The organism is Hymenobacter segetis, assembly GCF_054776495.1.
Genome location: NZ_BAAHBV010000002.1, coordinates 1,124,711 through 1,140,129 on the forward strand (window position 1 = coordinate 1,124,711; position 15,419 = coordinate 1,140,129).

The window sequence follows — 15,419 nt, forward strand, 5'->3', positions numbered from 1 at the left end:
TACTTGTAAGAGGCGGCAAGGGGCTGGGCCGGGAGGTTCGGCCCCTTGTTTTTTGGCGTTATTACGCTGCAAATCTACAGTAAGTTTACGAATCTTCGTAAGGTTTCGTATAACTAGCTTTGTTGATTATCACCCAAATCACCTTGTCTATCAGAACATTAACCGCTAGTTTAAACAATTTATTTTGTAGAATTGGTTTTCCATAAAACTGTAAGTTTACAGATAAACGTAAAAAGGAAAGTCCCGGCACTATGCAGTGTTGGGGCTTTCCTTCTTACATCTTGGGACTTTCTGCATCAAGAGGACGGATTGCCGCGTCGCGCTATGCTCCACTCGCAATGACAAACGTCCCCGTTACGCCATCATCTTTTCGCGCTGCTTGATGCGCTTGTCGTTATTCACCGCCGTGGGCACCACCGTTACCACCACGTATTTCGAGGTGGGCGTGTTGCTCACTTTAGCTACGCTGGTGATGGGTACCAGCGGGTTAGCCTCGGGGAAATAAGCGGAGACGTTGCCTTTCGGAATATCGTAGGGCACGGCTACGAACTTCTCCACGGTACGCTCCTCGCCTTGGTAGTGGCTGGTGATGTCGATGAGGTCCTTCGCTTTGATATTGCGGGCGGCCATGTCAGCCGGGTTCATGAACAGCACGCGGCGCTCGCCGTGAATGCCCCGGTACCGGTCGTTGTACTCGTAAATCGTGGTGTTGAACTGGTCGTGCGAGCGCACGGTCATCAGGATGAGCTGGTCGGGGGCCACTTCGTACTTCTCCAGTGTGGTGGTGGTGAAATGGGCCTTGCCGTCCTTGGTTGTGAATTTGCGCTCGCGGGGGCCGTTGGGCAGGTAGAAGCCGCCCGGCTCGCGCAGCTTCTTGTTGAAGTCCTCGAAGCCGGGGATGACGCGGGCAATGTGGTCGCGGATAACGTCGTAATTCTCCGTCATAGCCACCCAGTCGGTGGTGGTTTTGTCGCCGAGGGTGGCAATGGCCACGCCACTGATGATGGCTACTTCGCTAAGCTGGTCGCCGGCCAGGGGCACCAGGATGCCCTTGTTCTGGCTCACCACGCCCATCGAGTTTTCGCAGCTCGTCATCTGGTGGCCGGACTTCTGCATGTCGATATCGACGTGGGCGAAGGTGGGCAGCAGCAGGCTGGTTTCGCCGGTGGTGAGGTGGCCGCGATTGAGCTTGGTGCCCACGAATACGGTCAGCTTCTGCTTGCGCATGGCTTCGGCAATGAACTCGGTGTCGGGGCCGGCGGCCAGCAGGTTGCCGCCCAGGCTGAAATACACCCGGGTTTTGCCCGCGTGCATGGTCTTGAGGCTTTCTACCACGTCGAGGCCGTCTTCGCGGGGGGCTTTGAACTTGAATTCCTTTTCCAACGCGTCGAGAAAATCCCCCTTCACGCGCTCCCAGATGCCCATTGTGCGGTCGCCCTGCACGTTGGAGTGGCCGCGCACCGGGCAGGTGCCCGCGCCGGGCTTGCCGATGGCCCCTTTCATGAGGTGCAGGTTCACGATTTCCTGAATCGTCTGCACGCCCTGGCGCTGCTGCGTGACGCCCATGGCCCAGCAGGTGATTATTTTCTGCTTGCGCGCCATGAGGTTGGCCGCTTCCAGCAACTGGGCGCGGCTGATGCCGCTGATTTCCTCGATTTCCTCCCAACTCGTGTTGCGAATATTCTGCTCGAAGGAGTCGAAGCCTTCGGTGAATTCGGCCACGAAGCTGCGGTCGACTACCTGGCCCGGGTTCAGGTCCTCGGCCTCGAAGAGGTGCTTCATTATGCCGCGCAACAGGGCCATGTCCCCATCCACGCGCACTTGCAGGAATACGTCGGTGATTTGCGTGCCGTCGCCGATAAGCGCGCCCAGCGCCCGTAGCGGGTTCATGAAATCCTGCGGGTTTTTGAAGGCGATGAGGCCGGCTTCCGGCAGCGGGTTCACGCTGATTATTTTGGCCCCGTTGCGCTTGGCCGCTTGAAGAGCCGAGAGCATGCGCGGGTGGTTGGTGCCCGGGTTCTGGCCGATGATGAGGATGACTTCGGCCTCGTGCAGGTCATTCAGCGTGACCGAACCCTTGCCCAGGCCCAGTGTGGGGCTCAGGGCCGAGCCGCTACTCTCGTGGCACATGTTGGAACAGTCGGGCAGGTTGTTAGTGCCGAACTCGCGGGCAAACAGTTGGAACAGGAAGGCCGGCTCGTTCGGGATTTTGCCCGAGGTGTAGAACACAGCCTCATCGGGCGAAGCGCAGGCGTTCAGCTCTTTGGCGATGATATCGAAGGCATCGGGCCAGGCGATGGGCGAGTAGTGATTGTCGCCGGGGCGCTTCACCATGGGGTGCGTGAGGCGGCCGGTGTTGTTCTGGTCGCGGTCGCTCAGGCGCGAGAGCTCGGCCAAGCTGTGCTTGGCGAAAAGCTCGGGGCCGGCGGCCCGGTCGTCGGCATCGGAGGCGGTGGCTTTGGCACCGTTCTCACAGAATTCGGCTACTGAGCGGTGCTCGTCGGGGTCGGGCCAGGCGCAGCTGGAGCAGTCGAACCCGTTTTTCTGGTTCAGGCCGAGCAGGGCCTTGGTGCCGCGCCCCATGCCGCCCTCGCTCCAGCTGAACTGCATCGATTTGATAACGGCCGTAACACCGGCCGCCACCTTCTCCCGGCCTTCCAGGCGCAGGCCGGTGAGGGCCTCAGGCGGCTGCGCCAGGATGGGGTGCAGGTACTTGGCCTCCATAGTGGGCGGCGCGGGGATGTGCTCTTCGGCGGGCGGAGTGCCGGCGCTGGCTTCGTGCATGGCTTTGCTGGGGTGGTCGGCGTTGGGGATTTCGTGGTCGGCTACCGGGGCGTGGCCCTGGTCGGGTCGTTCGCCGCTTTTGGGGGCGAGGCTGGCTTTCTGCTCGTGCGCCTGACCAGCTTTGCCGGGGTCGGTTTGAGGGGAATCTTCCATGGGGCTCATCAAAACAGAGGGTGGGATTTTAAATAGCGTTAGAAGTTGCCGACGGCACTAGTGGCGGCAGTCCAGGTCCTTCTCAACCAAAATTTGGAGACGCTGGTTTTCAGCCAGTGGCACGTCGTGCGAAAAACCGTTCTGGTCGGTTTCGACCCAGGTTTTGGCCAAGGCAAAAGGCACCAGCACGGTGAGCGCGCCCGGCTCGTAATGCACCTGCACGGGCTCGGCCTCGGGCAGGGTCTGGGCGGGTTCGGAGCCGCGCTCCAGGGCATAGGTCAGGCGCTGAGCGGGGTTGAGCCCGAAGTGCACGGCTCCTTCCACGCGGCCTTTTTCGGCAAATTCGTCCAGCTCGCCCTGGGAGACGCGCAGGCGCAGGGTGTCGTCTTCGATGCGGAGTTTCATGGGGTGGGATTGTGGCTGAAAGTTAAACGGCTGAGGAGGGAGGGTGTTGCCGAACTATAGCTGTTAAGCAAGGTTTTTCTGGCGCCTTAGCCAGTATTAGGCCAGCAGTCGCCAGCCGTGGCTGTAGATGTTGAACCGCTCGTTGCGCACGAAGCCCAGCACGGTCATCCCGAAGCTCTCGGCCGCCTGAATGGCCAGGCTGCTGGGCGCGCCCACGGCCGCTAAAATCCCAATGCCGGCTGCCGCCGCCTTCTGCACCAGCTCGAAGCTCACGCGGCCGCTCACCAGCAAAATATGCTGGTGCAGCGGCAGCCATCCGGCCAGCAGCGCCGCGCCAATTACCTTGTCCAGCGCATTGTGGCGGCCCACGTCTTCGCGCAGCAGCAGCAACTCACCCTCCGGCGAAAACAGGGCTGAAGCGTGCTGGCCGCCAGTTTGCTCGAAGCCGGCCTGGGCGGCGCGCAGCTTCTCAGGCAACTGGTGCACCACGGCGTAGCGCAGGTGCGGGCCGGCGGTGGGCAGCACCGGGCAGGAGGCGGTGCGCACGGCATCAATGCTGGTTTTGCCGCACACCCCGCAGCTGGAGCTAGTGTAGAAATGCCGTTCCATGGCCGCGAAATCAACCTTTACGTGCGCGGCCAGCTCGGCGCGGACCACGTTGCCGGCTTCTTCGGCCTTTTGCACATCGGGGCAGGGAATGATGCCCAGCAGGTCGGCTTTAGTATGGATAATGCCTTCGGTGAGCAGGAAGCCGGCAGCTAATTCCTCGTCGTGGCCGGGCGTGCGCATGGTGACGGAGAGGGTGCGATGCTGGCGCTGGCCGTCGGTTTCGTAGCCCACACGGATTTCGAGCGGTTCCTCGGCGGCGAGCTGGTCGGAGGCGGGCACGGGTGGGCCGCTGCCGCTTACTTTTTGGATGGTGGCGAATTCGTAGCTGGCGGCGGGGAGGAGGATGGCGGGGTCCATGGGAGAATGCAGAAACTATAGAACGTCATGCAGAGCGCAGCGAAGCATCTTGCCCGCAGTTAGTAAACCAATCCTTAAATGAAAAAGATTAGTGGTGGCGGGCAAGATGCTTCGCTGCGCTCTGCATGACGTTCTTTTCAGCATGACGTTCTTGCGATTTCTTTCGTCTGCCCCGAGCCCTCCCCCACCCTCTGCCTATGAAACTCAAACGCCTCACCCGCAATCTCACCTTTTGGGTGCTGCTGGCCATTGGGGCCGGGGCGCTGCTGGGCCACTTCCGGCCCGCCCTGGCCGTGCAGATGGAGCCCCTGGGCAAGCGCTTTATCGATGTGGTGAAGCTGTTCATCAACCCAATTATATTCCTCACCATCACGCTTGGCATCAGCACGATGGGGGATTTGAAGAAGGTGGGGCGCATTGGAGGCAAGGCACTGCTGTACTTCGAGATTGTGACGACGCTGGCGCTGCTCATTGGCGTGGGCGTGGCGGCGCTGGTGCGGCCGGGCGCGGGCGTGAGCACCGGCAAGCTCGATGCCGGGAAAGTGGGCGAGTTCACGAAACGGGCCACGGAGTTCTCCTGGGGCCACTTTCTGGCCGATAACCTGACCTTGCAGGTGCTCATCGTAGCCATTGTGCTGGGCATCGGCCTGAGTAAATACGCGGGCCGCAAGGCCATCATTCACTTCCTGAAGGAATGCTCGAAATACGTGTTTCGGGGGCTGCACTGGGTGATGATGCTGGCCCCCATCGGGGCGTTTGGGGGCATGGCGTTCACGATTGGGAAGTACGGCATTGCCACGCTGCTGCCGCTGGGCAAGCTCATGATTACCGTGTACCTGACCATGGTTTTGTTCGTTTTTCTGGTGCTCGGGGGCATTCTGCGCTACTGTGGCATCGGGATGTGGTCGTTTCTGAAATACATCAAAGCTGAATTGCTGATTGTGCTGGGCACCTCGTCGTCCGAAGCCGGGCTGCCGGGGCTCATGGAGAAGCTGGAGGGCATGGGCTGCGCCCAGCCGGTGGTGGGACTGGTGGTGCCCACGGGCTACTCCTTCAACCTCGACGGCACCACGATTTATCTCTCGCTTTCAACCCTTTTTCTGGCCCAGGTATTCCACATCGAGCTTTCGGGGGCGCAGATTCTGACCATGATGGGCATTCTGATGGTGACCTCGAAGGGTGCGGCGGGTGTAGCGGGCAGCGGCTTTGTGGTGCTGGCCAGCACGCTCACGGCCATGAAAGTGATTCCGGTGGAGGGCCTGGCCCTGCTGCTGGGCGTGGATAGATTTATGTCGGAAGCCCGCTCCATCACCAACTTCATCGGCAACGGCGTGGCCACCGTTTTCCTGGCCCACACGGAGGATGCCCTCGACCACGAACGGGCGGTAGAAGTGCTGGGCCGGCGGCTGCGGCCGCTCCGTTTCCGCAAGGATTACACCAGCGGCGAGTACCTGGGCGAAGCGGCCGAACAGGCCAGCGAAGTGGCTCGCCTGCTGAAAAACAAAAAGTAGAACCAGTGGGGTTATGGGTAGAGACGCATACTTGCGTCCCTACCCCATTCTACCAGACATTTCCCACCTTTGCCCTGTGGAATCCATTACCCTGACCCCGCCCACACCCGCCCCTACGCGCCCCCCCATCCGCTTCGACCGCAACGAGCTGGCCGGCGCGTTTGGCGACCTCGGCACCGATTTGCCGCTGCTCATCGGCGTCATCGCCGCCTCGGGGATTGACAGTGCTTCGGTACTGATTTTATTCGGGCTGATGCAGGTGTTTACCGGGCTGTGGTACCGGATGCCCATGCCGGTGCAGCCCCTCAAGGCCTTCGCGGCGCTGGTTATCGCCCAGAAAATTCCCGGCCGCGTCATTTTTGGCGGGGGGCTGGCTATTGGGGTCAGCATGTTTTTTCTGTCGATAACCGGGCTGATTGATGCGCTGGCGCGGCTGGTGCCCAAGGCCGTGGTGCGCGGCATCCAGTTTGGGCTGGCCTTGCAGCTGGCCACGCTGGCCCTCACCAAGTATGTGGGGGCCGATGGCGCAGCGGGCTACGCACTGGCGGCGGCGGCTTTTGCCGTGACGGTGGTGCTGTTTGGCAACCGGCGCTGGCCGGCGGCGCTCATCGTTATTGCCCTGGGCGTGGCGTATGCGCTGGTTTTTAAGCTCGATTTGGCCACGGCGCAGCGGGCGGTGGGCCTGCACTTGCCCAGCTGGCACCTACCCCAATCGGCCGATATTCTGACCGGCGCGGTGCTGCTGGCCCTGCCCCAGATTCCGCTTTCGCTCGGCAATTCCATTCTGGCCACCAAGCAGGTGGCGCACGATTTATTCCCCGAGCGCGAACTGCTTACCATCAAAAAAATCAGCTTCACCTACGCGCTGATGAATTTGGTGAACCCGTTTTTCGGGGGCTTTCCGGTGTGCCACGGTTCGGGCGGCATGGTGGGGCACTATGCGTTTGGGGCGCGCACGGGCGGGTCGGTGGTCATTTATGGCGGCATTTTTCTGGTGATGGGGCTGTTTTTCAGCCAGGGCTTTGCCGAGGTGGTGCAGATTTTTCCGCTGCCGGTGCTGGGGGTGCTGCTGTTGTTCGAGGCGCTGTCGCTGGCCACGCTGCTGCGCGATGTGAGCGGCAGCCGCAGTGATTTACTGGTGTCGCTGCTGGTAGGCCTGCTCTGCGCGGGGCTGCCGTACGGCTACCTGGTGGGCCTGATTGTGGGCACGGCCATCTACTACGCCATGCAGCGCGGCTGGGTAGGGCTGGGGAAACACTAGCGGCTGGCGGCCTTTCTCTAAACACCAGACAGGCTGATTACGAGTCCAAAGGCGGCGCTACCAACGTTAGTGATGATTCCATTTCCTCGGCCAGAATGCGGACGGGCTGCTTGTGCTCATCCACGGCCACAAAGGTGAACAGGCCGGTTACGGCCTTGTGACGGTCGTCGGAATACATCTGCTCCACGAATAATTCGACGCGCACTTTGAGGCTGGTGCGGCCTACGTGCTCGATGTTGGCTACTAATTCGACCAGCGAGCCGCCGGGGATGGGGTGCGTGAAATCGACCCGCTCGGAAGAAACCGTCACCATTTTCAGGCGCGAGAAGCGGGTGGCGGCGATGAAGGCTACCTCGTCCATGAGCAGCAGCGTGGTGCCGCCGAACAGGGTGTCGTAGTGGTTGGTAGTGTTGGGAAAAACGGCTTTGAAAATGCGCGTCTCGGCGCGGGCAATGCGGTCGGCAAGAAGCATGAGCTAACGGGGATAAGAGGTGATAAACGGCCTCCGTTTGCGTTCAAGCCCCATTCTTCATAAGCCAGCCACCGGCCGCACCACGCCCCGGCCACGCCCCAGGCGCAGCGGCACGGCACCGCCGATGCCAGCCCCAAAGCGCGAGGGCAGCATCACTCGGCGGCCGGCAGGTCTCCTGACTTGTTTCGGGTGAGCCCCGCCCTTCTCGGCCCGTTTTCAGGGGGCCAATGGGCATGTCTGGGGCCGCCGGCTCCGGCGGGCTAGGCCGGGAAACTCACAGTAGCGCGTCTGTTCGGGAGTTGCACCCGATTCCCTTTTAAGTTTTACCCCGGCTGAAACCGGGGCTAAAAACCGTCCGCTGATTGAAGGAAATCAAACCGAGAACCAACGCGGCGAAGGTACAGCACGAGCGGCGGGGATGGCGCGGGCCTGTGGCCCGTGCCGGCTATTAGCAGGCCTCTGGCCTGCAATTGTTGAACGATGACCGAACAGCGCGGACGCCCGCGGGCCTGGAGGCCCACCAATAGTCGGCACGGGCCACAGGCCCGCGCCATCGCTGTAATTACCCCTACTCCACCGCCGTGGGCACCTTCTCATTGGCCTTTCGTAGCGGCAGCTCCGGCACCAGCAGCGTGAGCAGCAGGCCGCCCACTACCAGCAGAATATCCACCATATACACCCGCCGGATAGCCGTGGCGAAGGCGGCCCGCACCGCCGGGTCGGCCGCGCCGGCGGTGGTGGCGGGCACGGCCGGGCCTTCGGCTACCACCGCCGGGCGGGCGGCCGTGGCGGGAGTCTGCGCGGCGGCCGGCAGGCTGTGGGCCAGCGTGAAGGTGAGCACCGCGCCCAACGCCGAGGCCGCCAGCGCCCCACCAATCTGCCGAAAGAACTGGCTGGCCGAGGTAGCCTGGCCCATGAGCGTGGGCTCGGTGGCGTTCTGGACGGCCAGGGTGTAGAGCGGCATCGTAGGTCCCAGGCCCAGGCCGCAGACGGCCAGGTAAATGAGCACCTGATAATACTGCACCGTGGGCGGCATGGTGGCCAGCAGGCTCAGCCCCCCGAGCAGCAGCACGAGGCCGCCCAGCATCCAGCGCTTGTAGTGGCCGAAGCGCGATACCATCTGGCCGGCCAGCATCGAGCCCGTGACCACGCCCAGCGACAGCGGCATCAGGCTGGCCCCCGCCCGCGTGGCCGACTCGCCCAGCACGTTCACCATAAACAGCGGCTCGAAAATGATAACGCCCAGAAACGCCCCGCCCATGCAGAACAGCGCCGCATTGGCCGTGCGGAACACCGGGTTTTTGAACAGACTGAAATTGAGAATCGGGTTCTCGTGCCGCAGGCTGCGCCCCACAAACAGCACCAGCGCCACCGCTGCTCCGGCCAGCAGCCCAAGCGTGAGCGCGCCCGCCCACGGATACAGCGCCCGGTTGAGCTGCAAGGCCACCACCAGCGGCCCCAAGCCGGCCATCAGCAACGCGGCGGAGATAAAATCGAACGGCTTGGGTTCGGTGCGCGGGCGTAGCGGCGGCATTTGGGTGATGATGAACCAGAGGGCCAGCAGGCCCAGCGGCAGGTTCACGTAGAACACCAGCCGCCAGCCTGCCACGCCGGGAATCAGCCCCGTACCCTTATCCGTGAGAAATCCGCCCAGCAGCGGCCCCAGCACCGACGACGTGCCAAACACCGCTCCCGTAAACCCCTGGTAGCGCCCCCGCTCGGCCGGCGCAAACAAATCGGCGATGATGATGAAGGCCATGGCAAACAGTCCCGCCCCGCCAAACCCCTGAATGGCCCGGAACACCACCAGTTGCGTCATGCCATCGCCCAGCACGGGCAGCGTCCCGAACTCGCCCGCCAGCCCGCACAGCCCCGAGCCCACCAGAAAGATGCTCACCGCCACAATCTCAATGGTGCGCCGCGAGTACATATCGGCCAGCTTGCCGTAGATGGGCACCAGCGCCGTGCTGGCCACCAAATAAGCAGTAGCTACCCACGTAAACCGGTCGAGCCCGTGCAAATCGGCCACAATGCGCGGCAGCGCCGTGCTCACGATGGTCTGGTCGAGCGAGCCCAAAAACATGGCCAGCAGGATGCCGGCGAAGGTGAGCATCTTCTGGCGGTGGGTGAGGGTTTCGGTCAAGGGGAAGGAAAATGGAAGTCTGGAGCAAAAAAGAACGTCATGCTGAGCGTAGCCGAAGCATCTCTACTGAGGAAGTAATCAGTTACTCTCGCGGTAGAGATGCTTCGGCTGCGCTCAGCATGACGTGTTACTATACGCGCCCGGCGCCAAATGTTATAGCAGCGAGCGGATCCACCCGCCATCCACCGGCACCGACGTGCCCGTGATGTAGCTGGCCCGCTCCGAGCACAGAAACGCCGCCAGCGCCGCAAATTCGCGCGGCTCGCCCAGTCGGCGCATGGGTATTTCGGCCTCCCAGCGTGCCGTGGCCTCGGTCGATGAAATGCCTTCGCGAGCGGCCGTAGCCTCGGCCAAGCCCACCACGCGCTCGGTGCGGGTGTAGCCGGGCAGAATGTTATTCACGGTGATGCCTTGCGCTGCTACTTCGGTGGCTAGGGTGCGGGCCATGCCCGTCACGGCCGCCCGCAGGCTGTTGGAGAGCATGAGGTTGGCCACCGGCTGCTTCACCGAAATGGAGGTGATGTTGAGAATGCGGCCCCAGCCACGCGCCTTCATACCGGGCAGCACGGCGCGGGTCAGCTCCACCACGCTGGTGAGGAGCAGGCTGGTGGCGGCCTGCCACTGGTCGGCGCTCAGCGTGTCGAAGGTGCCGGCGGGCGGGCCGCCGGCGTTGGTCACCAGGATATCGATGCGGCCGAAACGGGCCTGGCCGGCTTCGACGAGACGGGCCACGGCGGCGGGGTCGGCCACGTCGGTGGCTATGCCCAGCACGGGCGTGCCGTATGCTTGCTCGATGGCCGCGCAGGTTTCCTGCAAGGCCGCATCGTGGCGGGCGCAGAGGATGAGCGCCGCGCCCTCGGCGGCCAGTTCTTCGGCCACGGCGCGGCCCAGGCCCTGGCTGGCGGCGGCCACCAAGGCAACTTTCCCTTTTAGTCCGAGGTCCATAAACGGGCTATTTCAGGCGCAGGTAGTCGTCCGATTTATCGAGCCAGTCCTGGCGGGGCGGGCTGAAAATATCCACGTCAAGCGTGTCTTCGATGGCCTCCGCCTTGTGCCACACATTGGACGGAATGTGCAGTACTTCCCCCACACCCACCACAATGGGCTCGGCATCCTCAGAGCCAATCCAGAAGCGCAATGCCCCTTCGAGAATGTATGTAATTTGCTCGTTGTGGTGCTGGTGCAGGGGCACGATGCAGCCTTTTTTGAGGTAGACGTGGGCCAGCATCATCTTGTCGCCGGTGATGAGGCGGCGCGAGAGCTGGTCGGTCACCTGCTCTTTGGGCATATCGTCCCAGGTGTATTTGGTGGCGGTGGGGTTGTCGGGCATGGGGTGTTTGAGTGGGAGCAAAGAATTAAGAAGAACGTCATGCTCATCTGGCGTCCGCGCAGCCGAAGCATCTCGCTCGGGGTAGTAACTCAATCGCAAGGAAAGGGTTGCTGCCTTCGAGCGAGATGCTTCGGCTGCGCGGACGCCAGATGAGCATGACGTTCTATTTCCCTTGGCTTTCCTACTCCCAAACCCTACACCCGCACCCTACTCGCCACCGCCGACACGCACAATCCCATGAAGGCAATCAGCGCAAACGACACCCGCAAGCTCGTGGCCCCGGCCAAGAAGCCAATAATCGGCGGTCCCAGCAGAAACCCGAAGAAGCCGATGGTGGACACCGCCGCCAGCGCCATCCCGGCCGACATATGGGTAGACTTGCCCGCCGCCGAGTACACCAGCGGCACCACCGCCGACGTGCCAAACCCCACCAGCAGAAACCCCAGCAGCGCCGTGGGCAGCATCGGCCACGCCACGGCAATACTCAAACCGGTGGCGGTGAGCAGGCCGCTGAGCTGAATCACGCGCTTCGAACCGAGGCGGTGCGCCAGCCAGTCGGCCCCGAAGCGGCCGGCCGCCATCGTACTCATAAAGGCTGTGTAGCCTGCCCCCACCCAGTCCTTATCGGCCTGAATGACTTTCTTGAAATACACCCCGCTCCAATCAAACATCGCCCCCTCGCAAATGAGCGCGCAGAAGGCAATGGCCCCCAAACCCAGCAGTTCCTTGTCGGGTTTCACGAAGATGGGCTGGTCGGGGTCGACGCCCGAATCCTCGCGCACGGTGGAGCCGGCAGCTACGGCCAAGCCGGTGAGGATAAACAGGGAAATGAAGATGAAATGGATGCCCGGCGGCACCGCGTGCCCAATCATAAACGAGCCCACGGCCGCCGCCACAAACCCCGCCAGACTCCACAGCCCATGGAAAGAGGCCATGATGGGCTTGTGCTGATAGAGCCGCTCCACGCCCACAGCCTGGGTATTCACCGAAATATTGGTGAGGTTGCCACCCACCCCGAAGATAATCAGGCACGGCAGCAGCTGCCAGAGGCTGCCGGCCCAGCCCAGCCCCAGCAAGGCCGTAGCGTAGAGCACCACGCCCCACAGCACCACCCGGCGGCTGCCGTGCTTGGCCACCAGCCACCCTGCCAGCGGCAGCGACAGCAATTGCCCCAGCGGAATGGCCAGCAGCACGCCGCCCAGCGCCGCCTCCGAAATACCCATCTTCTGCTGCACGCTCGGAATGCGCGAGGCCCAACTGGCAAAGCACAGGCCCAATAGAAAAAACAATGCCCCCACGGCCAGGCGGTGGGTTTTGCGGGAAACATAGCCGGCGGCCGGCGGTAGCGAAATCATATCCATCATCCAAAAATCTGGTCGGCAATCAGCCGGGGCCGGGGCTCCGGTTTCGGCAAATTACAAGCATTGCCAACGCCGGCCAACGCCGGGAAGTTGCTCTATTTAGAAAAGAGGCGCTTCTCCGTCAGCAAACGTTTCCGACTTCATCAAGCTTCAGAATCAGCTCAAAAATTTCTAATTATCAGCGTTTTACATACCACACCCGTTAACTACCTAATTGAATAAACGCTACTCCAATAGCTTCGCCAGCTCCCGACGGTACTGCGGGTTATCGGTCATGCCGTTGTGGCGCGCGCCGGGCAAAACGATGAGCTTATCCGTGGGCTTGAGCAAGGCCTTGAGCCGAAGGGTCGAATTGTAGTCAATTACCTCGTCGTGGTCGCCGTGAAATAGCACGATGGGCGCACCGACCTGGCCGATAAGCTCGTTGGTGGGCATGGGGTAGCGCAGCACAAAGCCCGGCACGAAAGGATAAAGACGCGTCGCCATGTCGCGCATGCTGAAGTACGGGGCCTGCAAAATCAGCAGCCTGGGGTGATGATGGACGGCCAGCCAGGTGGCCGGCCCGGTGCCGAGCGAATAGCCGAGAATAACCGTGCGGTTTTCGGGATATTCGGATTGAAGCCGTTGGTAAACCGTGTCTACGTCGGCCAGCATCTGGGCCTGGTTGCTGATGGTGCCGCCACTTTTGCCGTAGCCCCGGTAGTCGAGCAGGAACACGTCGTAGTGCAGGGCAGTGTATGTGGCGGCGGCATCGCCCCAGCTATCGAGCGCGCCGCCATTGCCGTGAAGGTAAAATATCAGCCCTTTAGAGTTCGGGGTTTTGAAAAGCAGGCCGTGCAGCCGGGTGCCGTCGGCGGCCGTGGTCCACCGCTCCTCAAACTGGCCCGGGAAATGAAACTGATAGCCGGCCGGCAAATGCGTGGGCGCGAACAACAGCTTCTCCTGCTTGAAATACAGCACGCCGCACAGCAACACGTACAACGCCGCCACCACGCCTACCACGATAAGCACAACTTTCATAAGCAACTGGCCGCAGCCTACCGAAGCAACTGCCTCCGGGGCTGCCAAGGTAAATCCGCCGGGGCGAAAGGCCCTACCCCCCAATCGTGGCCATGCTCTCGAAGCTGAGCTGGTGCAGGGGCCGCTGCCGCTCCGCCTCGAAGCCATTGGCCGCCCGGTGGCGGAAAGCGGCCGAGAGCGCCGCCACGATTTCCTCGTCGGATTTGCCGCCGCGCAACAGGGCGCGGGTATCGAGCACGCCCTGGTCGTAGAGGCAGGTTTTGATGCCGCCTTCGGCCGTGAGGCGCAGGCGGTTACAGGTACCGCAGAAGGTACGCGAGTAGGCTGCGATAATGCCCACCGTGCCCCGGTGCCCCGATATAGTGTATTCTGAAGCCGTGGCCCCGGCCGCCATGCTCACCGGCGTGAGCGCGCCAAAATGGTCTTCCAGGTGCTGGCGGATACGGATGTGGTTCCAGGGCAAGGAGGCGGGGCCGGCTTCGTGGCTGCCGCCGTTGAAGGGCATTTCTTCGATGAAGCGCACGTCCACGGGCAGGTCGCGGCTGAGGTCGGCCAGCGGAATGAGGGCGTCGATGTTCTGGCCGTCCATCACCACGGCGTTGATTTTTACCTGAATCCCGGCATCGAGCAGGGCGTGGAAGGTTTCCAGCACCTTAGGCAGCTCGTCGCGCCGCGTGATTTGGAAGAACCGCTCGCGGTTCAGCGTATCGAGGCTGAGGTTCACGGCCTTCACGCCCAGGCGGGCCAGGGCGGGCACGTGCGGCGCGGTGAGCACGCCGTTGGTGGTCAGACTGATGTCATCGATGCCCGGCAGCTGGGCCAGGCGCTCCATGAAGGGCACCAGGTCGCGCCGCACGAAGGGCTCGCCGCCCGTCAGGCGCACTTTGCGCACGCCCAAGCCGGCCAGCAGGCCCGTGAGGCGCAGCATTTCCTCGTAGCTCAGCAGCTCGTGCTTGGGCATGTACTTGATGCCTTCTTCGGGCATACAGTAGAAGCAGCGCAGGTTGCAGCGGTCCGTTACGGCCAGGCGCAGGTATTCCAGCGGGCGGCCGTGCTGGTCGAAAAGGGGCGTGACGGCCGGCGCGGCCGGGGCGAGGATAGATGGAAGCACGTTTATCACCAATTTTGCCCGGCTGTACGTAAGACAGCCGGCTTGTGGTAAACCCCGGACGGCGGAAAGGTGTTCAGCCCACAGCCCCAAGCTCGGCCAGCGGCCGGGTTTCGCCCCAAAATTTACGTCGAAAGATATGTCATTAAAAGTCTCCCTCTTCGGCATCACCCGCGACATCGTGGGCACGTCCGTCATCGAGCTGCCGGCCCCCGCCCCCGCCACCGTGGGCGAACTGCTGGCCGAAATGCGCCGCCAGTATCCCGCCCTCGGCGACCTGCGCAGCTGCGCCGTGGCCGTGAACAACGAGTACGCCAGCGCCGATACGCCGCTGCACACGGTGGACGAAATTGCCCTCATCCCGCCCGTGGCCGGCGGCTGATTTTCCGTAGCGTGGACTTTTAGTCCGCGTGTGAACCGCATAATTCTGAATCTACTGACTCGCGGACTAAAAGTCCACGCTACTGCCTGCATGACCCCACACCTCGCCATTACCGACCAGCCCATTGACATTGCCGCCGCCCTCGCGGCCGTGCAAACCGACACCGCCGGGGCGGTCAATTCCTTTATCGGCACGGTGCGCAACCAGTCGGGTGGGCGACCGGTGCGCCGCCTGCACTACGAGTCCTACGACAGCATGGCCCTCACGCAGCTGGGCCACGTCGTGGCGCAGGCTTACGAGAAGTGGCCTATGCTCCAGAAAGTAGCCGTGGTGCATCGCAAAGGCACTTTAGAGCTCGGCGATGTGGCCGTGGTGGTGGCCGTAGCCACACCGCACCGCGCCGAAAGCTTCGCCGCCTGCCAGTTCATCATCGACACACTGAAGCAGGTGGTGACCATCTGGAAACGCGAGGAATATGAGGATGGGACCGAGTGGGTGGCGGCGCACCCGTAATGCAAGCTCG

At 62.5% G+C, this 15,419-nt stretch carries 14 protein-coding genes and 1 riboswitch; of the genes, 4 read left to right on the forward strand and 10 right to left on the reverse strand.

The genetic code is table 11. The features are described from left to right. Positions 1 to 354 precede the first annotated feature (354 nt). From ACYU70_RS15195 to fdhD, 3 genes are all read right to left on the reverse strand, one after another. The gene (locus ACYU70_RS15195) at positions 355 to 2,937 is read right to left on the reverse strand and encodes an FdhF/YdeP family oxidoreductase (protein WP_342297669.1); all 2,583 of its coding nucleotides are present in this window, start codon (positions 2,935 to 2,937) and stop codon (positions 355 to 357) included. Between the two features lie 57 nt (positions 2,938 to 2,994). After that, positions 2,995 to 3,342 carry a DUF7009 family protein gene (locus ACYU70_RS15200; protein WP_342297671.1) on the reverse strand — a complete coding sequence of 116 codons (348 nt, stop codon included), beginning with the start codon at positions 3,340 to 3,342 and terminating at the stop codon, positions 2,995 to 2,997. 96 nt (positions 3,343 to 3,438) lie between these two features. Continuing rightward, positions 3,439 to 4,308 (reverse strand): formate dehydrogenase accessory sulfurtransferase FdhD, encoded by an 870-nt coding sequence (gene fdhD, locus ACYU70_RS15205; protein ID WP_342297673.1) that lies wholly within the window; start codon positions 4,306 to 4,308, stop codon positions 3,439 to 3,441. Positions 4,309 to 4,505: 197 nt separating this feature from the next. On the opposite strand from fdhD, the gene ACYU70_RS15210 reads away from it, so the two are divergent. Both ACYU70_RS15210 and ACYU70_RS15215 read left to right on the forward strand, forming a co-directional pair. Beyond that, a complete protein-coding gene (locus ACYU70_RS15210; RefSeq protein WP_342297675.1) occupies positions 4,506 to 5,819 on the forward strand; it encodes a cation:dicarboxylate symporter family transporter in 1,314 nt (437 codons plus the stop codon). 76 nt (positions 5,820 to 5,895) lie between these two features. Next, positions 5,896 to 7,080 carry a putative sulfate/molybdate transporter gene (locus ACYU70_RS15215; protein ID WP_342297676.1) on the forward strand — a complete coding sequence of 395 codons (1,185 nt, stop codon included), beginning with the start codon at positions 5,896 to 5,898 and terminating at the stop codon, positions 7,078 to 7,080. A gap of 37 nt (positions 7,081 to 7,117) precedes the next feature. Here ACYU70_RS15215 and ACYU70_RS15220 read toward each other — a convergent pair whose 3' ends face one another. The 7 genes from ACYU70_RS15220 to moaA all read right to left on the reverse strand — a co-directional run bounded on the left by ACYU70_RS15220 (position 7,118) and on the right by moaA (position 14,517). Continuing rightward, on the reverse strand, positions 7,118 to 7,552 hold the full coding sequence (locus ACYU70_RS15220; protein WP_342297678.1) for an acyl-CoA thioesterase: 435 nt from the start codon (positions 7,550 to 7,552) through the stop codon (positions 7,118 to 7,120). A 148-nt stretch (positions 7,553 to 7,700) separates the two neighbouring features. After that, positions 7,701 to 7,923: riboswitch (cobalamin riboswitch) on the reverse strand. A 197-nt stretch (positions 7,924 to 8,120) separates the two neighbouring features. Next, the gene (locus ACYU70_RS15225) at positions 8,121 to 9,695 is read right to left on the reverse strand and encodes an MDR family MFS transporter (RefSeq protein ID WP_342297680.1); all 1,575 of its coding nucleotides are present in this window, start codon (positions 9,693 to 9,695) and stop codon (positions 8,121 to 8,123) included. Between the two features lie 153 nt (positions 9,696 to 9,848). Continuing rightward, the gene (locus tag ACYU70_RS15230; protein ID WP_342297682.1) at positions 9,849 to 10,640 is read right to left on the reverse strand and encodes an SDR family oxidoreductase; all 792 of its coding nucleotides are present in this window, start codon (positions 10,638 to 10,640) and stop codon (positions 9,849 to 9,851) included. A gap of 7 nt (positions 10,641 to 10,647) precedes the next feature. Continuing rightward, entirely contained in the window at positions 10,648 to 11,025 is a 378-nt protein-coding gene (locus ACYU70_RS15235) for a cupin domain-containing protein (protein WP_460616037.1), read from the reverse strand. A gap of 194 nt (positions 11,026 to 11,219) precedes the next feature. Beyond that, entirely contained in the window at positions 11,220 to 12,380 is a 1,161-nt protein-coding gene (locus ACYU70_RS15240; RefSeq protein ID WP_342297684.1) for an MFS transporter, read from the reverse strand. Between the two features lie 231 nt (positions 12,381 to 12,611). Beyond that, positions 12,612 to 13,406: an alpha/beta hydrolase gene (locus ACYU70_RS15245; RefSeq protein WP_342297685.1), complete on the reverse strand. Its 795-nt coding sequence runs from the start codon at positions 13,404 to 13,406 to the stop codon at positions 12,612 to 12,614. Positions 13,407 to 13,479: 73 nt separating this feature from the next. Further along, positions 13,480 to 14,517: a GTP 3',8-cyclase MoaA gene (gene moaA / locus ACYU70_RS15250; protein ID WP_342297687.1), complete on the reverse strand. Its 1,038-nt coding sequence runs from the start codon at positions 14,515 to 14,517 to the stop codon at positions 13,480 to 13,482. A 136-nt stretch (positions 14,518 to 14,653) separates the two neighbouring features. On the opposite strand from moaA, the gene ACYU70_RS15255 reads away from it, so the two are divergent. Together ACYU70_RS15255 and ACYU70_RS15260 are read left to right on the forward strand one after the other, a co-directional pair. Beyond that, on the forward strand, positions 14,654 to 14,896 hold the full coding sequence (locus tag ACYU70_RS15255) for a MoaD/ThiS family protein (RefSeq protein WP_342297688.1): 243 nt from the start codon (positions 14,654 to 14,656) through the stop codon (positions 14,894 to 14,896). A 90-nt stretch (positions 14,897 to 14,986) separates the two neighbouring features. Further along, positions 14,987 to 15,409, forward strand: coding sequence for a molybdenum cofactor biosynthesis protein MoaE (locus ACYU70_RS15260; RefSeq protein ID WP_342297689.1), 423 nt, complete (start codon positions 14,987 to 14,989; stop codon positions 15,407 to 15,409). Positions 15,410 to 15,419: the final 10 nt, after the last annotated feature.